Origin of the sequence: Agromyces sp. GXQ0307, from assembly GCF_044769845.1 — a bacterium.
Taxonomy (GTDB): Bacteria; Actinomycetota; Actinomycetes; order Actinomycetales; family Microbacteriaceae; genus Agromyces.
Genome location: NZ_JBIZVY010000003.1, coordinates 242,382 through 263,354 on the forward strand (window position 1 = coordinate 242,382; position 20,973 = coordinate 263,354).

At 72.8% G+C, this 20,973-nt stretch carries 16 protein-coding genes and 1 tRNA gene; 9 read left to right on the forward strand and 8 right to left on the reverse strand.

Annotated features, from left to right (window positions below):
* Positions 1 to 38 precede the first annotated feature (38 nt).
* The gene (locus ACIQH8_RS11180; protein WP_400998481.1) at positions 39 to 1,055 is read right to left on the reverse strand and encodes a tRNA (adenine-N1)-methyltransferase; all 1,017 of its coding nucleotides are present in this window, start codon (positions 1,053 to 1,055) and stop codon (positions 39 to 41) included.
* Positions 1,052 to 1,726, reverse strand: coding sequence for an HAD family hydrolase (locus ACIQH8_RS11185; RefSeq protein ID WP_400998483.1), 675 nt, complete (start codon positions 1,724 to 1,726; stop codon positions 1,052 to 1,054). The genes ACIQH8_RS11180 and ACIQH8_RS11185 overlap by 4 nt, the downstream gene beginning before the upstream one ends.
* Before the next feature lie 77 nt (positions 1,727 to 1,803).
* Here ACIQH8_RS11185 and ACIQH8_RS11190 point away from each other — a divergent pair, with 77 nt between their 5' ends.
* The gene (locus tag ACIQH8_RS11190) at positions 1,804 to 2,712 is read left to right on the forward strand and encodes a PAC2 family protein (protein ID WP_400998485.1); all 909 of its coding nucleotides are present in this window, start codon (positions 1,804 to 1,806) and stop codon (positions 2,710 to 2,712) included.
* Positions 2,713 to 2,748: 36 nt separating this feature from the next.
* Here ACIQH8_RS11190 and ACIQH8_RS11195 read toward each other — a convergent pair whose 3' ends face one another.
* Entirely contained in the window at positions 2,749 to 3,570 is an 822-nt protein-coding gene (locus ACIQH8_RS11195) for an undecaprenyl-diphosphate phosphatase (RefSeq protein ID WP_400998488.1), read from the reverse strand.
* 74 nt (positions 3,571 to 3,644) lie between these two features.
* Positions 3,645 to 4,991, reverse strand: coding sequence for a M20/M25/M40 family metallo-hydrolase (locus ACIQH8_RS11200; protein WP_400998490.1), 1,347 nt, complete (start codon positions 4,989 to 4,991; stop codon positions 3,645 to 3,647).
* Positions 4,992 to 5,201: 210 nt separating this feature from the next.
* Between ACIQH8_RS11200 and ACIQH8_RS11205 the strand changes: the two genes are divergently transcribed.
* The 6 genes from ACIQH8_RS11205 (at position 5,202) to ACIQH8_RS11230 (ending at position 13,652) form a co-directional block, all read left to right on the forward strand.
* A tRNA-Leu gene (locus ACIQH8_RS11205) sits at positions 5,202 to 5,285 on the forward strand.
* A 306-nt stretch (positions 5,286 to 5,591) separates the two neighbouring features.
* Positions 5,592 to 6,449: a hypothetical protein gene (locus tag ACIQH8_RS11210; protein ID WP_400998493.1), complete on the forward strand. Its 858-nt coding sequence runs from the start codon at positions 5,592 to 5,594 to the stop codon at positions 6,447 to 6,449.
* Positions 6,446 to 7,984: a DNA polymerase Y family protein gene (locus tag ACIQH8_RS11215; RefSeq protein WP_400998496.1), complete on the forward strand. Its 1,539-nt coding sequence runs from the start codon at positions 6,446 to 6,448 to the stop codon at positions 7,982 to 7,984. The genes ACIQH8_RS11210 and ACIQH8_RS11215 overlap by 4 nt, the downstream gene beginning before the upstream one ends.
* On the forward strand, positions 7,984 to 11,463 hold the full coding sequence (locus ACIQH8_RS11220) for an error-prone DNA polymerase (protein ID WP_400998498.1): 3,480 nt from the start codon (positions 7,984 to 7,986) through the stop codon (positions 11,461 to 11,463). Before ACIQH8_RS11215 ends, ACIQH8_RS11220 begins: the two co-directional genes overlap by 1 nt.
* Positions 11,464 to 11,552: 89 nt before the next feature.
* Positions 11,553 to 12,716, forward strand: a complete 1,164-nt coding sequence (locus tag ACIQH8_RS11225) for an MFS transporter (RefSeq protein WP_400998501.1) — start codon at positions 11,553 to 11,555, stop codon at positions 12,714 to 12,716.
* Between the two features lie 63 nt (positions 12,717 to 12,779).
* Positions 12,780 to 13,652, forward strand: a complete 873-nt coding sequence (locus tag ACIQH8_RS11230; protein WP_400998503.1) for a DUF3097 domain-containing protein — start codon at positions 12,780 to 12,782, stop codon at positions 13,650 to 13,652.
* A gap of 5 nt (positions 13,653 to 13,657) precedes the next feature.
* Here ACIQH8_RS11230 and ACIQH8_RS11235 read toward each other — a convergent pair whose 3' ends face one another.
* Both ACIQH8_RS11235 and ACIQH8_RS11240 read right to left on the reverse strand, forming a co-directional pair.
* Positions 13,658 to 14,773 (reverse strand): VIT1/CCC1 family protein, encoded by a 1,116-nt coding sequence (locus ACIQH8_RS11235; protein WP_400998505.1) that lies wholly within the window; start codon positions 14,771 to 14,773, stop codon positions 13,658 to 13,660.
* 240 nt (positions 14,774 to 15,013) lie between these two features.
* A complete protein-coding gene (locus tag ACIQH8_RS11240; protein WP_400998508.1) occupies positions 15,014 to 15,490 on the reverse strand; it encodes an Lrp/AsnC family transcriptional regulator in 477 nt (158 codons plus the stop codon).
* A gap of 108 nt (positions 15,491 to 15,598) precedes the next feature.
* On the opposite strand from ACIQH8_RS11240, the gene ACIQH8_RS11245 reads away from it, so the two are divergent.
* Positions 15,599 to 16,834: a trans-sulfuration enzyme family protein gene (locus tag ACIQH8_RS11245; RefSeq protein WP_400998511.1), complete on the forward strand. Its 1,236-nt coding sequence runs from the start codon at positions 15,599 to 15,601 to the stop codon at positions 16,832 to 16,834.
* Here the strand turns inward: ACIQH8_RS11245 and ACIQH8_RS11250 are convergent.
* On the reverse strand, positions 16,780 to 18,180 hold the full coding sequence (locus ACIQH8_RS11250; RefSeq protein ID WP_400998514.1) for an MFS transporter: 1,401 nt from the start codon (positions 18,178 to 18,180) through the stop codon (positions 16,780 to 16,782). The two genes, ACIQH8_RS11245 and ACIQH8_RS11250, sit on opposite strands and share 55 nt — an antisense overlap.
* Positions 18,181 to 18,222: 42 nt before the next feature.
* Entirely contained in the window at positions 18,223 to 20,058 is a 1,836-nt protein-coding gene (locus ACIQH8_RS11255) for a DEAD/DEAH box helicase (protein WP_400998516.1), read from the reverse strand.
* A gap of 104 nt (positions 20,059 to 20,162) precedes the next feature.
* Here ACIQH8_RS11255 and ACIQH8_RS11260 point away from each other — a divergent pair, with 104 nt between their 5' ends.
* The gene (locus ACIQH8_RS11260) at positions 20,163 to 20,966 is read left to right on the forward strand and encodes an SGNH/GDSL hydrolase family protein (RefSeq protein ID WP_400998519.1); all 804 of its coding nucleotides are present in this window, start codon (positions 20,163 to 20,165) and stop codon (positions 20,964 to 20,966) included.
* The last annotated feature ends 7 nt before the right edge of the window (positions 20,967 to 20,973 follow it).

A 20,973-nucleotide genomic window follows, 5' to 3' on the forward strand; every position in this document is an offset into this window, starting at 1 on the left:
ATCCTCGTTTCGTGTCGGGTGAACGGGGCGCAGACAGCCTAGTCGGCGTCGGCGAGGTCGGTGGCCGGGTCCGGCTCGTCGCCGCCGCGTGAACTCCGTGCAGCGGCATCCGCCGCCCTCGCGCGCTTGCGCAGCACCTTGTCGCTGACGTTTCGTTCGCCGAGCGCGCCGGGCGTCCATGCCTCGACGTCCTCGTCGCTGAACTCGGTCTTCGAGGGGCGGCGCTTCAGCTCCGGGAGGACCGTGTCGGGTGCGAGCCGGCGTGCCGTGAGGAGGAAGCCCGTGTGGGCGATCATGCGATGGTCGGGCCGGACGGCGAGGCCCTGCACGTGCCATCCGCGCACCATCGTCTCGTTCGCGATGGGCTCCGTGTACCAGCCGGTCGCGCGGATCGCCTCCGCGACGCGCGAGAGCTGCGTGACGGTCGCGACGTAGCACAGCAGCACCCCGCCGGGCTTCAGCGCGGTGGACACCGCGTCGATGCACTCCCACGGCGCGAGCATGTCGAGCACCACGCGGTCGACGGATGCCGCGGGCGCCTGCTCGGGCAGCGCCTCGGCGAGGTCGCCGAGCGTGATGGACCAGTTCGCGGGGTCCTCGCCGTGGAAGGTCGCGACGTTGCCGCGGGCGACGTCGGCGAACTCCTCGCGGCGCTCGAACGACATCAGCCGACCGGTCGGCCCGATCGCGCGCAGCAGCCACAACGAGAGGGCGCCCGAGCCGACGCCCGCCTCGACGACCGTCGCGCCGGGGAAGACGTCGGCCTGCGCCAGGATCTGCACCGCGTCCTTCGGGTACACGATCGCCGCGCCGCGCGGCATCGACATCACGAAGTCGCTGAGCAGCGGCCGGAGCGCGAGGTACTCGACGCCGACCGCGTTCGCGACGACCGAGCCGTCGGGCAGGCCGATGATCTCGTCGTGCCTGATCGGTCCCTTGTGCGAGTGGAAGACCTTGCCCGGCTCGAGCGTGATCGTGTGCATTCGGCCCTTCGGGCCCGTGAGCTGGACGCGGTCGCCGATGCGGAAGGGCCCGCTCGCCTCGCCGCGGCTCATGCGCTCGCCCACCTGCTCGCAGCGACCTCGACGAGGTCGTCGAGCGTGCGGTCGGCAAGCGTCTCCCAGACCACGTCGGACGGCGCCTCGTCGAGCGAGAGCATGTGGGGCACGCCGATCACGACGGCGCCGGCCGCGGTGGCCGACGCGAGCCCGGTCGGCGAGTCCTCGATCGCGACGCAGTCGGCGATGTCGACGCCGAGGCGGCCCGCGGCCGCCAGGTACGGCTCGGGGTGCGGCTTGGGGGCGGCGACCTCGTCGCCCGTGACGAGTTCGTCGAAGGCCGTGAACGGGATGGCCCCGACGACGTCTTCCGCCATGGAGCGGATCGACATCGTCACGAGCGCGGTCGGGATGCCGGCCTCGCGCAGTTCCTTCAACAGCGCCTGCGCGCCCGGCTGCCACGGCACGCCGTGCTGGGCGAGCTGCTCGCGAACGCGCTCGGTGAGGCGCTCGACGATCGCGTCGGCGGGCAGCTCGACGCCGGCGTTGCGGAACACCTCGGCCGCGTCCCAGAGGCCCATGCCGACCATCTGCAGCGCGTCCTCGTGGGTCCAGGTGCGGCCGAACGATTCGACCAGTTCGATCTCGGCCCGCATCCAGTACGGCTCGGTGTCGACGAGGGTGCCGTCCATGTCCCAGAGGACGGCGGCGGGTAGGCGCTTGGTCACAACGGGCGATTCTATCGGCACGGCCTATTGTTGAGGTGGGTCCGGACATTCCGGGCTCGGGAAGCGGGGCGGACCGAGTGCAGCAGCCGACCGGGTTCGAGGGCGGACGACTCCTCGTCGTGGCGTTCGAGGGATGGAACGACGCGGGTGAGGCGGCCACCGGGGCGGCGCGACTGCTGGCGGAACGGCTCGGACTCGTCGAGATCGCCGCGGTCGATCCCGAGCTCTACTTCGACTACCAGTTCACGCGTCCGACGATCGAGACAGCGGCCGACGGCACGCGACGCCTCAGCTGGCCCGGCGCCGCCATCCTCGGGCCGAGCGGCGAGCCCGTCCCCGACGACGACGAGGTCGTCACCGGCCCCGGCGCCGACCGACTGCACGTGCTGCTCGGCGCAGAACCGGCACGCACGTGGAAGGGCTTCGCCGCCGAGCTCATCGATGCCGCGCTCACGGCCGACATCGAGGGCATCGTCCTCCTCGGCGCGATGCTCGCCGACGCCCCGCACACGCGCCCACTCTCGGTCTTCGCGTCGAGTGAGAACCCCGAGGTCCGTGCCGCGCTGGGCGTCGAGCGTTCGAGCTACGAGGGGCCCGTCGGCATCCTCAGCGTCATCGCCGACCAGGCGGAACGCGTCGGGATCCCGACGGTGTCGCTCTGGGCGTCGGTTCCGCACTACGTGCACAACGCGCCGTCGCCGAAGGCCGTGCTCGCGCTCCTCGGCAAGGTCGAGGAGCTCACCGGCCTCAGCATCCCCCGCGGCTCGCTCGAGGAGGAGGCGAAGGCGTGGGAGTCCAGCGTCGACGCGCTCGCCGCCGACGACGAGGAGATGGCCGGGTACATCACCCAGCTGGAGCAGGCCCGTGACGCGGTCGACGCGCCCGAGGCATCCGGCGAGGCCATCGCGCAGGAGTTCGAGCGCTACCTGCGCCGGCGGGGCGACCAGCCGGGCGGTGGCCCGTGGCGTCCGCGCGACGGAGCCTGACGCGGCATCCGTTCGCCTCGATCGGTCTCGAGCCGATCAGAAGGGTTCGAGGACTCCCGTGCCGAGCAGCACGAAGACGGTCGTGCCGAGCGCGATGCGGTAGATCACGAACGGCAGGAAGCTGTGCTTCGAGATCCACCGCATGAAGAAGGCGATGACGAGGATGGCGACCACGAATGCGACGGCGGTCGCGAGGGCAGTCTCGAGCGGGCCGTACACGGCGGGCTCGCCCCAGCTCTTGAACAGCTGGTAGAAGCCCGAACCGAACACGGCGGGGATGGCGAGGAGGAACGCGTAGCGTGCGGCCGCCGCACGTTCGTAGCCGAGGAGGAGGCCCATCGTGATCGTGCCGCCCGAACGCGACACGCCCGGGATGAGCGCGAGCGACTGCGCGAGGCCGAAGTAGATGCCGTGCGGGTAGGTCAGGTCGTCGAGCTTGCGGCGCTTCGCTCCGGCCCAGTCGGCGAGCCCGAGCACGATGCCGAAGACGATCAGCATCGTCGCGACGACGTAGAGCGAGCGGAACACCGTCTCGATCTGGTCCTGGAACAGCAGGCCCAGGACGACGATCGGGATCGAGCCCACGATGATGAGCCAACCCATGCGCGCGTCGGGGTCGTTGCGGGGCACGCGGCCGAACAGCGCGCCGAACCACTGGCGGATGATCCGCACGATGTCGCGCCAGAAGAACACGACGACCGCGGCTTCCGTGCCGAGCTGCGTGATGGCGGTGAACGCCGCCCCCGGGTCCGCCGCGTTGGGCAGGAACTCCCCCAGGATGCGCAGGTGCGCGCTCGAGGAGATCGGCAGGAACTCGGTGAGTCCCTGCACGAGGCCGAGGATCAGGGCTTCGAACAAGTGGGGGCATCCTTCCGCCCCTCGACGCGCGAAGGGCACGGGACCGTCGTGGTCGGGAACGAGCGAAGGCGGAGTCAGTACGCCAGGAGCAGGTCGCGCAGGACCTGCCTACCGAAGACTAGTGCGTCGAGCGGCACGCGTTCGTCCACGCCGTGGAACATCGCCGGGAAGTCGATCGTGTCGGGCAGGCGGAGCGGGGCGAAGCCGTAGCCCGAGATGCCGAGGCGCGAGAGCGCCTTGTTGTCGGTGCCCCCGCTCAGCAGGTACGGGAAGACCGCCGCCTCGGGATCGTGCACGTGGAGGGCGTTCGTCACGGCGTCGACCAGCGGACCGTGCGTCGGCGCTTCGAGCCCGACGTCGCGGTGCACGATCTCGATGTCGACGTCGGGCCCCACCAGGTCGGCGAGTTCGGCGAGTACCGCGTCCTCCTCGCCGGGCAGGGTGCGGACGTCGACGAGCGCCTCCGCGCGGTCGGGGATGACATTGTGCTTGTAGCCGGCCTGCAGGAGCGTCGGGTTCGACGTCGTGCGGAGGGTGGCGGTGATGAACCCCGACGCCGACCCGGTCGCGAGCGCGAGCTCGTCGGGCGCGACCTGCTCGGGGTCGACGCCGAGGGCACCCGCGATCGCCGCGAGCAGCTCACGGGTCGTGCCCGTCAGCCGAAGCGGCCATTCGCGCCGGCCGATGCGGGCGATCGCCTCGGCGAGCTTGGTGACGGCGTTGTCGCTCACCCGACGCGACCCGTGCGCAGCGGTGCCGTGCGCGACGAGCCGGATCCAGAGGAGCGACTTCTCCCCGGTCTGCAGGAGGTAGGCCCGCTGCCCGCCGACGGTGATCGAATAGCCGCCGACCTCGCTGATCGCCTCGGTCGCGCCCGCGAAGAGCTCGGGATGCTCGTCGACGAGCCAGCTCGCACCGTAGAGTCCGCCGGCCTCCTCGTCGGCGAAGAACCCGAGGATCAGCTCGCGCTCGGGCAGCCGGCCCGAGGCGAGGATGTCGCCCACGGCGGTGAGGATCATGGCGTCCATGTCCTTCATGTCGACCGCACCCCGCCCCCACAGCATGCCGTCGCGGATCTCGCCCGCGAACGGGTCGACGCTCCAGGTGCGCGGGTCGGCCGGCACGACGTCGAGGTGGCCGTGCAGGACGAGCGCGGGCTTGTCGGGGTTCGCGCCGGGGATTCGGGCGACCACGTTCGCTCGGTGCGGTGCCGACTCGTGCATGACCGGGTCGAGCCCCATCGCGCGCAGGCGCGCCTCGACGTACTCGGCGGCCTCGCGCTCGCCGTTCGAGCGGCCCTCGCCGTGGTTCGTGGTGTCGAACCGGATGAGGTCGCGCGCGATGATCGCGGTCTCGTCGAGCACCGGCTCGTGCTCGTTCGCGGGTTCGGGCGCGGGGTTCGTCGGGAGCGTCTCGGCCATACGGTCCACGCTAGCGTGCGCGTCGGCGCCTCCGTCGGGCGGCCGCCCGCGGCATCCGGCACCCCGGGCGGATGCCCGGAAATCGTGCTTTCCGCACCTGATCGGGAGCTCCATCACCCGGAAGGTCTGGGCGGCCTCCACGTGGTCGGAGGGCCTTCCAAACCGTGCTAATCTCTTCTACGGCCGCTGAGCGATCAGGGCCGAGACAACGCGCGGGTGGCGGAAATGGCAGACGCGCTAGCTTGAGGTGCTAGTGCCCTAACGGGCGTGGGGGTTCAAGTCCCCCCTCGCGCACGCGTTGTCGAGAAGGCCGGATCTTCGGATCCGGCCTTCTCGCGTTTAACCCGCGTCGCGGTCGGGCGTTCGCCTTTCTCAGGAGTTTTTCGGCGCGTCGCCGTTCTCGACGGCGTGTCTTCCTGAGAAGCGGTGCGCTCGGCGCCTGGTTCCTGAGAAAGGTGCTCGGCCGTGCGACGGGGAGGCGGGGAGGCGGGGACGAGGGGCCGGGGGGCGCGCGGGCGGCGACCTCCGGTCGGGGGCGTGGACGCGTGGCATCCGCGACTTGCCTCATTCGAACATGTGTTCGAACATTGAGGGGTGACGATGACCGCTCCCCGACCCGCGCCGGCCGCCCCGGCGTCCGCTGCGGCCCAGCTCGAGCGGGTCGAGGAACTGCAGGCGCGCATCCGCGGCATGCAGGCGACGAGGCTCGACTCGCGCGCCGTCCCCACGCACCCGGCGCTCGCGAGCGTGCTGCCCGGCGGTGCGCTCCGCGAGGGCGCGGTCGTGCAGGTCGAGGGGTCGATCACGCTGCTCATGGCCGCGCTCGCCGGGCCGTCGCAGAGCGGCCGCTGGGTCGCGGTCTCCGGCATCCCCGAGTTCGGCGTCGAGGCGGCGGCGCGGTTCGGCATCGACCTGGAGCGGCTCGTGCTCGTGCCCGACCCCGGCACGCAGTGGCTGACGGTCGCGGCGGCGCTCGCCGACGTGATCCCCGTGGTCGCGGTGCGCCCGGTCGGGCGGCTCGCCCCGGCCGAGACGTCGCGGTTCGCCGCACGGCTCCGCCAACGTGGCACCCTGCTCCTCGTCGACGGGGACTGGCCGGGCAGCGACGCCCGCCTCGAACTCGAGCGGAGCGACTGGACCGGGCTCCACCGCGGGCACGGGCACCTCGCCGAGCGCGAGGTCGTCGTGCGGGTCACCGGGCGCGGCGAGGTCGGGCGGGGCGCCCGGCGGCGCCTGCGGCTGCCCGCCGGCGACCTCGGATTCGCCGCGGTCGACGACACGGTCGTCGCACCGGCCCCGATCAGGGCGCCCGTGGCAGGGGCACCGCCAGCGATCCGGGCGGTCGGCGCGAGCGAGGGTGCGGGCGCGCCCGGTCGGGTCGACGCGGAGGTCCCGGCCGCGGCATCCGCCCCCGATCTGCCCCGGCACCGACCCGACCTCGCCGCGAGGGCCTCGTGAGCGCGGCCGTGCGCACCATCGTGCTCTGGTGCCCCGACTGGCCGGTGCTCGCCGCGTGCCGCGAGCGCGGCATCGACCCCGCGCTGCCCGTCGCCCTCACCGAGAAGGGGCTCGTGCACTCGTGCTCACCGGCCGCTCGTCGCGACGGCGTGACGCGGGGGCTGCGGCTCCGCGAGGCGCAGTACCGTTCGACCGCGCTCGCGGTGCTGGAGTACGACGCCGCGCTCGACCACCGCGCGTTCGAGCCGGTCGTGCGCGGCGTCGAGGCGATCGTCCCGGGCGTGCAGGTGCTGCGGCCCGGCACGCTGGCGATGCGGGCGCGGGGCCCCGTCAGGTACTACGGCGGTGAGGATGCCGCGGCGCGGGCGCTGCTCGAGGCGGCGGCGGGACTCGGCATCACGGGTGCGCGCGTGGGCGTCGCCGATGGGCCGTTCGCCGCCGAGCAGGCGGCGCGGGCCGCGGATCCGATGCTCGCGGTCCCCGTCGGCGAATCGGCGCGGTTCCTGGCGCCGCTGCCGGTCTCGCTCGTGGCCGACGCGCGCACGACGACGCTGCTGCATCGGCTGGGCGTCCGCACGCTCGGCGAGTTCGCCGCCCTCCCCGAGGAGGACGTGCGGCGGCGCTTCGGCGCGGCCGGCGCGTTCGCGCACGACCGGGGGGCGGGGCGCGAGCGGTCGCGTGTGGCGCCGCGCACTCCCCCGCCCGACTTCGAGGTGGAGCAGCACTTCGAGCCGCCCCTCGAACGCGTCGACCAGCTCGCGTTCGCGTTCCGCGTGCGGGCCGAGGAGTTCATCGAGCGGATGCGAGCCGTGCGGCTCGTCTGCACCGGCATCCGCGTCGAGCTCGACGACGACCGCGGCGGCCACTCGAGCCGGAGCTGGCTGCACCCGCACTGGTTCACACCCGCCGACGTGGTCGACCGCGTGCGCTGGCAGTTGCAGGGCTCGGGCGCCGTCGATGCGGGCCTCGAGGCCGCGATCGTCCGCCTGCGGATCGTGCCCGAGCGGGTCGACTCGACCGGCAACCACGAGGAGGGGCTCTGGGGCGGTGGGCCCGACGAGCGCGTGCACCACGGGCTCACGCGGGTGCAGAGCATGCTCGGGCACGAGGGCGTGGTCACGGCGGCGATCGGGGGCGGTCGCATGCTCGCCGACCGCCAGGTGCTCGTGCCGTGGGGCGACCGGGCCCCCGAGCGCGTCGCGGCCGAGGCGCCCTGGCCGGGGAGCCTGCCCGCACTCGCGCCGGCGAGCGTGTTCCGCGAGCGGCTGCCGGTGGTGCTCGTCGACGCCGAGGCGGCACCCGTGGCGGTCGACGCACGCGGGGCGATCTCCTCAGCGCCGGTCTCGTTGGCCGTCGGTGGCGGCCGCGCAGCGCCGGTACGCGCCTGGGCGGGGCCGTGGCCGGTGGTCGAGCGCTGGTGGGATGCGGAACGCGCCCGCCGGGTGCACCGGTTCCAGGTGGTCGACCACGACGGTTGCGCGTGGCTGCTCGTGCGCGACGCCGAGGGCTGGTGGGCCGAGGCGAGGTACGACTGATGGGCTGGAACAACCCCGAGATCCCGTGGTCCGAACTCGAGCGACGGCTCTCCGACCGGCAGCGCCCGGATGCCGCGGCGACCCCACGCACGAAGGTGTCCGGCGACGGCGGCGACAGTCCCGCCTGGAGCCGGAAGCGGCATCCGTACCGCCCGCCCGAGGAGGAGGACGCACGACCGGCCGGCCCGGTCGTGCCGTACGCCGAGCTGCACGCGCACTCGACGTTCAGCTTCCTCGACGGCGCGTCGGGTCCCGAGCGGCTCGTCGAGGAGGCCCATCGGCTCGGGCTCACCGGGCTCGCGATCACCGACCACGACGGCTTCTACGGCATCGTGCGCTTCGCCGAGGCCGCCGAGGCGTACCCCGAGCTCGAGACCGTGTACGGCGCAGAGCTCTCGTTCGGCCTCACCGAGCCGCAGATGGGCGCGGCCGATCCCGAGGGCGATCACCTGCTCGTGCTCGCGGCACGCGAGGAGGGCTACCACCGGCTCGCGTCGGCGATCACGGCGGGCCAGCTCGCGGGCGGCGAGAAGGGCCGACCGGTGTACGACCTCGACGACCTCGCGGCGCGTGCCGACGGCCACTGGGTGGTCTCGACGGGGTGCCGCAAGGGCGCGGTGCGCCGGGCGCTCGCGGGCGAGGGCAGGGCGGATGCCGCGTGGCGCGAGCTCGACCGGCTCGTCGCGCTGTTCGGGCGCGACCACGTGGTCGTCGAACTCACCGACCACGGCGACCCCATGGACCAGGTGCGCAACGACGCACTCGCCGAACTCGCCACCCGCGCGCACCTGCCGGTGCTCGCGACGAACGCCGTGCACTACGCGACGCCCGGCGAGCACCGGCTCGCCACGGCGCTCGCGGCGGTCAGGGCGCGGCGCAGCCTCGACGAGCTCGACGGGTGGTTGCCGGCCACCGACGGCCTGCACCTGCGATCGGGCGCCGAGATGCTCGCCAGGTTCGATCGCTACCCGGGCGCCGTCGAGCACTCGGTGACGCTCGCGCGCGACCTGTCGTTCCGGCTGCGGAGCGCGCGCCCGAAGCTGCCGCGGCAGGAGGTCCCGGAGGGACGCACGCCCATGTCGTGGCTCCGCGAGCTCACGTGGCGAGGCGCCGAGCGACGCTACCCCGGCGTGCCCGAACACGTGCGCGAGCGGCTCGCGAAGGAGCTCGACGTGATCGAGCAGAAGGACTTCCCCGGGTACTTCCTCATCGTGCACGACCTCGTGCAGGAGGCGCGCCGCCGCGGCATCCTCTGCCAGGGTCGGGGCTCGGCGGCCAATTCGGCGGTCTGCTACGTGCTCGACATCACCGGGGTCGATTCGATCTACTACGAGCTGCCGTTCGAGCGGTTCCTGTCGGCGCTGCGCGACGAGGAGCCCGACATCGACGTCGACTTCGACTCCGACCGGCGCGAGGAGATCATCCAGTACGTCTACGGCAAGTACGGGCGGCACAACGCCGCGCAGGTCGCGAACGTGATCAGCTACCGGCCGAAGGGCGCGGTGCGCGACATGGCGAAGGCGCTCGGCTACTCGACGGGCCAGCAGGATGCCTGGTCGCGCCAGGTCGAGCGCTGGGGCTCGGTCGTCGAGACCGACGACCACGACATCCCCGACTCCGTGATCGAGCTCGCCGAGCAGCTGTTGACCTTCCCGCGGCACCTCGGCATCCACTCGGGCGGCATGGTGCTCACCGACCGGCCCGTCGGCGAGGTGTGCCCGATCGAGCACGCGCGGATGGAGAACCGGACCGTGCTGCAGTGGGACAAGGACGACTGCGCGTGGATGGGCCTCGTGAAGTTCGACCTGCTCGGCCTCGGCATGCTCGCGGCGCTGCAGTACACGTTCGACCTCATGCGCGAGCACACGGGCGAGGAGTGGGAGCTCGCGACCATCCCGAAGGAGGAGCCCGCGGTCTACGACATGCTCTGCCGAGCCGACTCGATCGGGGTGTTCCAGGTCGAGTCGCGCGCGCAGATGGGCACGCTCCCCCGCCTGCAGCCGCGCTGCTTCTACGACCTCGTCGTCGAGATCGCACTCATCCGCCCCGGGCCGGTGCAGGGCGGCGCGGTCCACCCGTACATCCGGCGCCGCACGGGCGAAGAGCAGGTGAGCTACCTGCACCCGAAGCTCGAGCCCGTGCTGCGCCGCACGCTCGGGGTGCCGCTCTTCCAGGAGCAGCTCATGCAGATGGCCGTCGCCGTCGGCGACTGCGACGCGGCCGACGCCGACCTGCTGCGCCGCGCGATGGGCTCCAAGCGCGGCGTCGAGAAGATCGAGAAGCTGCGCGCGAAGCTCTATGCGGGCATGGAGCGGAACGGCATCGAGCCCGACGTGGCCGACGCGATCTACGAGAAGATCGAGGCGTTCGCGAACTTCGGCTTCGCCGAGAGCCACGCGATCAGCTTCGGGCTGCTCGTCTACGCGAGCTCGTGGCTGAAGCTGCACTACCCCGCAGCGTTCCTCGCGGCGCTGCTGCGCGCGCAGCCCATGGGCTTCTACTCGCCGCACACGCTCACGGCCGACGCACGCCGGCACGGCGTCGAGCTGCTCCGGCCCGACCTCGCGCGGTCGGGCGTGCACGCGGGGCTCGAGTCGGTCGGTCCCGCCGGTGAGGCCGAGATCGGGCAGGCGACGACGGATGCCGCGGGCTCGCGCCGCGGCATCCGTCGCCCCACCGGAATGCCCGCCTGTGCCGACCGGCTGCAGCCGCCCGTCGAGTCGTTCGATCGCGGGGCGCCCGACCGCTCGGCCGAGCACCGGCGCGACGGCGCGTTCGCGGTGCGGCTGGGCCTCGCCGACGTGACCTCGATCGGCGCGAAGGTCGCCGAGCGGATCGTCGCCGAGCGCGACGAGCACGGGCCGTACCGTGACATGGCCGACCTGTCGCGGCGCGCCGACCTCGATGCGACGCAGCTCGAGGCGCTGGCCGCGGCCGGTGCGTTCGAGTGCTTCGAGCTGCAGCCGAGGCAGGCGCTCTGGCTCGCGGGCGAGGCCGCGCAGGACCGCGCGGACTACCTCCCGGGAGCGATCGTCGTGGTGCAGCCGCCCCTGCTGCCGATGCTGAACGACGCCGAGCAGGTGGTGTACGACCTGTGGGCGACGGGCATCTCGCCCGACGACCACCCGATCCGGCACGTGCGGGAGCGGCTGGATGCGCGCGGCGTCGTGCGGATCGACCTGTTGCGCGAAGCCGAGTCGGGACGCCGCATCGAGGTGGGGGGCGTCGTCACGCACCGGCAGCGGCCGGCGACCGCGAGCGGCATCACGTTCATGAACCTGGAGGACGAGTCCGGCACGCTCAACGTGATCGCGAGCGTCGGCGTCTGGACCAGGTACCGCCGCATCGCCCGGGAGGCGCCGGCGATGGTCGTGCGCGGCATCCTCGAGCGCTCGCGGGAGGGGGTCGTGAACCTCGTCGCCGACCGGTTCGAGCCGCTCACGGTGTCGACGACGAACCGGTCGCGCGACTTCCGCTGACCGGCGCCATGCGCGCCCACGACCGGCGGCGATACGCTGGAGCATGGCCGTGCGCATCGCCGCGGCGACCGGCTGACGGGGTCCGACCCGTGGCCCGGCCGTCGCGTGCACCGCTCATCACGACGGCGTTCGTCGCCCTCGCGGTCGCCGACCTCGCCTACTTCACCGCGCACGGCATGGCGATCTTCGCGCTGCCGCTGTACGTCGTCGGCCCGATCGGCGGAGACGAGGCGGCCGCCGGCATCGCGTTCGGTGCGTTCGCGGTGTCCGCTCTGGTGCTGCGTCCCATCGCGGGGCGGCTCGCCGACCGGTTCGGTCGTCGCCCGCTCCTCGTCGGCGGCGCGCTGCTCCTGGCAACGACCTTCGCGCTCACGGCCGTCGCCGACTCGCTCGTCGTCGTCATCGGCCTGCGCCTGCTCGCGGGCGTCGCCGAGGCGGCGTTCTTCGTGGCGAGCTTCGCCGCGCTCGCCGACATCGCGCCGCCCGAGCGCATGGGCGAGGCGCTGTCGTACAACTCGCTCGGGCTCTACCTCGGACTCGCACTCGGCCCGCCGATCGGCGAGGTCGTCTTCGACGCGGGCGGGTACACCGCCGTCTGGGTGGGTGCGGCCGTGATGGCCGCCGTCGCCGCGACCGTCGTGCTGGTCGTCGGCGAGACGCGCACGGCCGCGCCGCCCACGGGCGGGCCGCTGCGCATCATCCACCGGCCCGCCGTTCCCGCATCGCTCGGGTTCCTGACCTCGCTCATCGCGATGGGCGGGCTCCTCGCCTTCGCCTCCCTGCACGCGACCCGCATCGGGTTCCAGACGCCGAGCCTGATCCTGCTGATCTACGGGGGGACGGTCGTGGTGTGCCGGCTCGCGTTCGCCAGGGTGCCCGACCGAGTCCCATCCCTCGTGCTCGGCGCCGCCGCCGTCTCGGCCATCGGGGTCGGCGCCGTCATCGCCGCCGTGTGGCGGCAACCGGCCGGGTTCGTCGTGGCGACCGTCGTGATGGCCGTCGGCGTCGCCTTCAGCACGCCCGCCTTCTTCTCGGCGATCTTCGCGACGGCATCCCCCTCGGAGCGCGGCATCGCGTCCGGAACGGGCAGCGCGGCGATCGATCTCGGGCTGGGCATCGGGCCGATCCTGCTCGGATTCGTCGCGGCGCCCCTGGGCATCCCGTGGGCGTTCGCCGTGGCGGCGGCGATCGCCTGGGCGGGCGCGGCATGGACCTCAGCACTCGCGTTCCGTGCGCACGCGGCGGCGAGGTGATCGGCCCGCGGAAGCCGCTCGTGTCGCCCGCCGCGATGCCCGCGCATCCGTTAATCTCATCCGGTGCCCACCGCCTCGAACGATCGATTCGGACCCGACCGCTACGGCCAGGACGTCCTCGCCGGCGACTGGCGCGCCGAAGGGCGCCGCACGATCCCCGAGGTGCCGGCGACCAGGGACCTCGTCGTCGAGCTCGCGGCCGACGGCTACTGCGGCGCCGTGGTCGCGGTCGAGAAGCAGACCGTGACGCTCGAGGACCGCCACGGGCGAACCCGCATGTTCCCGCTTGGCCACGGGTTCCTCGTCGAGGGCGAACCGGTGCGGCTCGTCGCGCCGAAGGCGGTCGCGCCGCAGGGGCGCACGCGCACGGCGTCGGGCTCGTTCGCCGTCGAACCCGGGCGCCCGGCGAAGGTCGCGCTGCCGAGCCGGATCTTCGTCGAGGGTCGTCACGACGCCGAGCTGGTCGAGAGGATCTGGGGCGCCGACCTTCGCGTCGAGGGCGTCGTCGTCGAGTATCTCGAGGGCGTCGACGACCTGGCGGCGATCCTCGACGAGTTCGGGCCGGGACCGGGTCGCCGTGTGGGCGTGCTCGTCGATCACCTCGTCGCGGGGTCGAAGGAGCAGCGCATCGCCGAGTCCGTCATGCGTGGTCGCCACCGGGGTCACGTACTCGTGGTCGGCCATCCGTTCATCGACATCTGGCAGGGCGTGAAGCCCGCTCGGATCGGGCGCGACGCGTGGCCGGTGATCCCGCGCGGCACGTCGTGGAAGCACGGGGTGTGCGCGGCGTTCGGCTGGCCGCACGACGATCAGGCCGACATCGCCCGTGCGTGGCAGCGCATCCTCGGGCAGGTGCGAGGGTACGGCGACCTCGAGCCCGCGCTGCTGGGGCGCGTCGAGGAGCTGATCGACTTCGTGACGGCACCGGCCGACTGAGGTGACTATCCGATCGTCGTGCCGAACGCGAGACCGAGCGCGTAGGTGACCGCCGCCGCACCGAGGCCGATGCCGAGTTGTCGGAGCGCCCGCTTCATCGGCGATGCACCCGAGAGCAGGCCGACGGTCGCTCCGGTCAGCAGCAGTGCGATGCTCACGAGTGCCGTGGCCGTGACGGTCGCGGCGAGTCCGGACATCCCGAACAGCCACGGCAGCACCGGGATCAGCGCGCCCGACGCGAAGAACAGGAAGCTCGAGATCGCGGCGCTCATTCCGGTGCCGACGGCCTCGTCGTCGTGCTCCAGCGTGCCGATGGCGTCGGTCGGGGCGGACTGACGCTCGGCGGCCTGCACGCGAGCGAGCACCAGCGCGGCCTGGTCGACCGCATCGTCCGGTGCCATCCCCCTGGCCCGGTAGACGAGCGCGAGCTCGTTGGCGTCGAGATCGAGGTCGCCGAGCGCGTCGCGCGCGCCGGGGTCGGGCGCGGATGCCTCGAGGAGCTCGCGCTGCGAGCGGACCGACACGTACTCCCCCGCACCCATCGACAGGGCACCGGCGAGGAGGCCCGCGATGCCGGTGAACAGCACGACCGGCGCGGGCACGCCCGTGGCGCCGATGCCGAGCACGAGCGCGAGGTTCGACACGAGGCCGTCGTTCGCGCCGAAGACGGCGGCGCGGAAGGTGCCGGCGAGTCGGCGCCGTCCGCGCGCCGCCAGTCCGCGGACGACTTCGCCGTGGATGCGTTCGTCGGCGGCCATCGCCGCGGTCGCGTGCGGGTCGGTCGAGTACGGCGAACGGGCCTCCGCGCGCTGGGCGAGCGCGAGCACGAAGATCGAGCCGAACCGTCGGGCGAGTGCGCCGAGCATCCGGGTGCGGATGTCCGCTCGCGGGATGCCCGTGTCGTCGCCGTCGAGCAGGCGCAGCCAGTGCGCCTCGTGGCGGCCCTCGGCGGCGGCGAGCGCGAGGAGGATCTCGCGCTCCTCGCCCTCCCGGCGCGCGGCGAGTTCGCGGTAGACGGCGGCCTCGGCCCGTTCGTCGGCGAGGTACCTGCGCCAGCGGTCGCGTTCGGCCGCCGTGCCGCGGGGTGCGGGTCGGGGCGCGCGGCCTGCGTCGTCGGTCATGATGTCGGCTCCATCGGGTCGTGGGCGCCGATCCGCGGTGCGTCGGCAGCGGGGAGCGCCCGCGACATCGCGTGTGTCGGACCCGGCCGGGCCCTGCGAAAGGCTAGTGGGGCGGATGCCGCGGCGTCGCGCCCGGGGACCGGATTGGCAGCATTTCGGAGTGCCGAACCGGGCGCGGGGGTCCGGTGCCGCGCCCCGCCCCCACGCCGTGTCGGCGCGTCCGCACGGCGCCGAGGCCGCTCAACCGACGAGCTTCTGCCAGCCGTCACCCTCGGCGTGCTCGAAGATGAGGTTCGTCTCGGTGTGGGCGACGGCCGGGTGCCCGGTGAGGTGGGCGAGGACGAACTCGCGCAGCTCCTCGGCGTCGCGCGCCGCGACGTGGAGCAGGTAGTCCTCGGCGCCGGCCATGTGGAACACGCCGATCACTCCGGGCAGGTGCGGCACCGCGTTCCGGAAGGCGTCGATCTCACTCCGGTCGTGCTTGACGAGCCGGATGGCGATGAGCGCCTGCAGCGAGACCCCGAGGGAGGCGAGGTCGACGTCGACGCGGTACCCGCGGACGGTGCCGAGGCTCTGCAGCCGACGAAGTCGGAGCGAGACGGTGGACTCGGCGACGCCCACCTCGGCGGCGAGCGCGGCACCCGAGGCCCGCGCGTTCTTCGACAGCGCCGTGAGCAGGGCCCGGTCGACCCGGTCGAGTTCCGCTTTCTGCGCCATGGTCGAGTTCCTCCCGGTCGTGAGTGAAGCTTCTGCAAATATTCTTCATGAATCGCAAGCATCTTCGCAAGGCACCCGAAATGGTGACAGATTCTGTAATCTGCTCGCATGCTGACACCGTCGTCGAATCTCGAGACCCGTGCCGTCCACGCTGGAATGGAGGGGGTGCGCGAGCAGGGCTCCCACGTTCCCACGATCGATCTTTCCACGACGAACCCGCTCGGCGACGTCGAGAACGGCGGAATGTCCTACGAGGAACTCGCGACGGGCGGGTGCCTGACCGAGGGGCGCTCCGCCGTCTACCAGCGGCTCTGGCACCCCGGAGTGGCCCGGTTCGAGACCGCGCTCGCCGACCTCGAGGGCGCCGAGGGCTCGGTCGCCTTCGCGAGCGGCATGGCGGCCCTCGCGGCGACCCTCATCGCCGCGACCACGGCCGGTACACCCCACGTCGTCGCGGTCCGACCGCTCTACGGTGGCAGCGACCACGTCCTCGAGAGCGGACTGCTCGGCACGAGCGTCACCTGGACCGAGGTCGACGGCATCGCCGCCGCCATCCGTCCCGACACGGGGCTCGTCATCGTCGAGACGCCCGCGAACCCGACGCTCGAGCTGCTCGACCTCCGACGGGTGGCGGATGCCGCGGGGAGCGTGCCGCTCCTCGTCGACAACACCTTCGCGACGCCGGTGCTCCAGCGTCCGCTCGAGCACGGCGCGACACTCGTGCTCCACAGCGCGACCAAGTACCTCGGCGGACACGGCGACGCGATGGGCGGCGTCGTCGCCGGCCCGATGGAGTGGGTCGAGCGCCTGCGCCGCGTACGCGCCCTGACCGGCGGCCTGCTGCACCCGATGGGTGCGTACCTGCTCCACCGGGGCATCCGCACCCTGCCCGTTCGGGTGCGCGCGCAGCAGGAGACCGCCGGCGAGCTCGCACGACGCCTCGAGGCGCACCCCGCCGTGGCGCGGGTCCGTTACCCCGGACTGCCCGGACAGGACCCGCAGGGGCTCATCGGGCGGCAGCTCGCCGGGCCCGGCTCGATCATCGCGATCGAGCTCGTCGGCGGCTTCGACGCGGCCTGCCGGTTCACCGAGGCGTGCCGGCTCGTGACGCACGCGGTCTCGCTCGGCGGCGTCGATTCGCTCGTGCAGCACCCCGCGTCGCTCACCCACCGACCCGTCGCTGCGCACGCCAAGCCCGACGCCGGGGTCGTGCGGCTCTCGATCGGACTCGAGCACGTCGACGACCTGACGGCCGACCTCATGGCCGCGCTCGACGCCGCGGCCGACGCTCAGGACCTCGGCCGCCCCTCCGGGCTCGCGGCATCGGCCGACGTGCTGGGCTGACCCGGCGGGCTCGTGTTCCGGATGCCGATCCAGGACACGACGCCGCCGACGAGGAGGAGCACGGCGGTGACCATCGCGACACGGTGATAGCCGGCGACGTCGAGCTCGCCGGCGACGATCACGCCGATCGATGCGACGGAGACGAGACCCGCGATGCGGGCGACCGCGTTGTTCACCGCCGACCCGATGCCGGCACGCGACGGGTCGACGGCGCCGAGGATCGCCGCGGTGAGCGGTGCGACGGTCATCGCCATGCCGAGGCCGACGACGAGCATGCCCGGGAACACCTGCCACCAGTACTCGACCGGCACGTCGACCAGCAGCGTGAGCAGGTACCCCACCCCGACCACCATCGGCCCGACGGTCATGAAGAGGCGGGGCCCGAACCTCCCGCCGAGCGTGCCGAACCACGAGCCCAGGATGACGAGCATGGCGGTCGGCGGGAGCGTCGCGAGGCCGGCGAGCGTCGCGGGGAACCCGCCGACCTCCTGGAGGAAGATCGGAAGGGCGAAGAGTCCGAGCATGAACGCGGCGTAGATGAACCAGGTCGCGAGGTTGCCCGCGGCGAAGTTGCGCGCGCGGAACAGCGACAGGGGCAGCATCGGCGTCGGCGCCCGACGCTCCCACAGCACGAAGGCGACGAGCGAGACGACGCCGACGACCGCCGGGACGAAGACGAGCGGATCGGCCCACCCGAGCCGGCCCTGCTCGATGAGCGCGAACACCGTGCCGCCGAGGCCGACGACGCCCAGCGCGGCGCCCAGCCAATCCACCGGGGCGCGGTCGGGCTGGGGTTCGTCGCGGCCGAGCGGATGGAGCATGACGAGCGCCACGGCGATGGGCAGCACGTTGATCGCGAACACGAGCCGCCATGACACGAGATCGACGAAGGCGCCGCCGAGGATCGGCCCGATGAGGAAGGCGCTCGTGGTCCACGCGGTCCACCGCCCGATCGCGCGCCCCTGGTCGGCCTGGGGGAAGTTCGCGATGATCAGTGCGAGCGAACTCGGCACGAGGAGCGCTCCGGCCGCGCCCTGGAACGCACGTGCCACGACCAGCACGGCGCCGTCGAGCGCGATCGCGCACGCGATCGAGGTGAGGCCGAAGCCGAGGAGTCCGATGCGCAGGATGCGGAGTCGACCGAACGAGTCGGAGAGCGACCCGGCGAGCAAGATCAGCGAGCCGAGCGTGAGCAGGTAGGCGTCGACTGCCCATTGCTGGAGCGTCAGGCCGCCACCGAGGTCGGCCTCGATCGCCGGCAGCGCGATGTTGATGACCGCGCCGTCGAGGAACGCGATGAACGCGACGACGATCGCGATGACGAGCACGCGCGTCCGGCGGTCCATGCGCGCCATGCTACGCCCGACCCCGTCGCCGTCGGGGCCGGGTCAGCGACCCGAGAGTCGCCTGCGCAACAGCTCGATGCGGGACTGCAGCTGCGTCACGGTCGCCTGGGCGACCTCGGGTCCGCCGCACGCGCGGCGCAGTTCGGCGTGCACGAGCGAATGCGCCTGCCCGGTCTGCCTGGCGTAGAGGCCGACGAGGCTGTTCAGCAGCGAACGCTGCTCCTTCAGCGTGCGGTACAGCGCCACCGGCTCCGCGCGCTCCTCGGCTCGGTCTTCGCCGTCCTCGCCCGCGGACAGGGCGTGCCTGCGTCGGTCCGACGCTCGGCGCGCCTGGCGCGCCTGGCGATGGCGCAGCAGTTCGTGGACCTGCTCGGGCTCGAGGATGCCGGGAATGCCGATGAAGTCCAGCTCCTCATCGCTGCCGGGCTCGGCGAACGTGCCGAAGTCGGTGCCGTCGTAGACGACGCGGTCGAACGTCGCGTCGGACCCGAGCGCCTGCCAGGTGAACTCGTCCTGGAGTTCGTCCGACGCCGTCTCGTCGCGGTTGGCGGCCTCGAGCAGCCCGTCGTCGAGACCGGGATCGTCGTCGCCGTCTCCGCTGCGCCGGTCGAGCGCGTGGTCGCGCTGCCGCTCCAGTTCGCCGGCGAGGGCCATCAGCACCGGCACGTTGGGAAGGAACACCGACGCCGTCTCGCCGCGGCGGCGTGCGCGCACGAAGCGACCGATCGCCTGGGCGAAGAAGAGCGGCGTCGACGAGCTCGTCGCATAGACCCCGACCGCGAGACGCGGCACGTCGACCCCCTCCGACACCATGCGGACCGCGACCATCCACCGGCTCGTGCCCTCGGAGAACTCCTCGATCCGCCCGGATGCCTCCTTCTCGTCGGAGAGCACCACGGTGACCTTCTCACCGCACACGCGCTCCAGGATCTCGGCGTAGGCGCGCGCGGTCGACTGGTCGGTCGCGATGACGAGCCCGCCCGCGTCGGGGATCGCATGCCGCACCTCGGTGAGTCGCCGGTCGGCGGCCTGCAGGACGGAGGGGATCCACTCCCCGGTCGGCTCGAGCGCGGTGCGCCAGGCCGCCGAGTGGATGTCCTTGGTGGCATCCTCGCCGAGTCGGGCCTCCATCTCGTCGCCCGCCTTGGTGCGCCAGCGCATGCTGCCCGCGTAGACCATGAAGAGCACGGGTCGCACCACACCGTCCTGCAGGGCCCGGCCGTACCCGTAGTCGTAGTCGGTCCGGGAGACGCGGATGCCCTGCTCGTCGGGGGCGTAGTCGACGAACGGGATGGGCGCGGTGTCGCTGCGGAACGGCGTGCCGGTGAGCGAGAGCCGTCTGGTCGCGGGCTCGAACGCCTCGCGGATCGCGTCGCCCCACGACAGCGTGTCGCCACCGTGGTGGACCTCGTCGAGGATCACGAGCGATCGGCCCGAGAGTGTGAGTTCGCGGTGCAGGGCGGGTCGCACGGCGACCTGCGCGTACGTCACGGCGACGCCGTGGAAGTGCCGGGCGGACCGGCCGTGGGCGTTGCGGAACCCGGGATCGAGTCGGATGCCGACCCGGGCGGCGGCATCCGCCCACTGGCGCTTCAGGTGGTCGGTGGGCGCGACCACCGTGATCCGGTCGATCGTGCGTCGCGCCCGCAGTTCCGCCGCGAGGCGGAGCGCGAACGTCGTCTTGCCGGCGCCGGGCGTCGCCGCGGCGAGGAAGTCGCGCGGCTCGCTCGCGAAGTACCGCTCGAGTGCCTCGGCCTGCCAGGCGCGGAGCTTCGACGCGGTGCCCCACGGGGCGCGGGCGGGGAACGACGGAGAGAGATGCTCGGCGGCCGAGGTGCCCGGCAGGTGCTGGCTGCCGGTGGGGGTCGCGTTGCTCACTCTGCAGCACTGTAGTCGAGTCGACCGACACGGATGTCGCGTGCCGCACGCACGTGCAGTGGACACGCCGCACGGGCTGCCGCGCGGCTGTGCAGAATGGAGGGATGGTCACCCAGCAGCATCCCTGGTCGAGATATGTCGCGATCGGCGACTCGTTCACGGAGGGCATCGGCGACCCCGAGCCCGGCGTGCCGGGCGGGCACCGCGGCTGGGCCGACCGCGTCGCCGAGGTGCTCTCGCAGGGCGCCGACGACTTCGCCTACGCGAACCTCGCGATCCGGGGGCGCCTCATCCAGCAGATCATCGACGAGCAGATCGAACCCGCGCTCGAGCTGCGCCCCGACCTCATCACGATCTCGGCGGGAGGCAACGACGTCATCCGTCCGCGCACGGACCCCGACGAGATCTCGGCCCGGTTCGAGTACGCGATCGAACGCCTCGCGCGCGACCGCGCGACGATCGTGATCTTCACGGGCGTCGATGTCGGCTTCTCCCCCGTGTTCCGCGGCATCCGCGGCAAGGTCGCGATCTACAACGAGAACCTCCGCGCGATCGCCCAGAAGCACGACTGCCTGGTCGCCGACCAGTGGGCGCTCGCCGAGATCCAGGACCAGCGGATGTGGGACCGCGACCGCCTGCACCTGAACGCCCTCGGGCATCACACCGTCGCCCGCATGGTGCTCGACGCGCTGAACGTCGAGAACGACCTCGAGCCGATGAAGCCGGAGCCGCTGCCGGAGCGGACCTGGCGCGAGGCGCGGACGGAGGACCTGTCGTGGGCGCGCGAGTACCTCGTGCCGTGGGTCATCCGGCGCATCCGGCACCAGTCGTCGGGCGACCTCGTCACCCCGAAGCGACCGGCGGCAGGGCCCTACGCCTCGCGCCCGGAGTCGACGCCCGGGGGCTGAGCGGGCC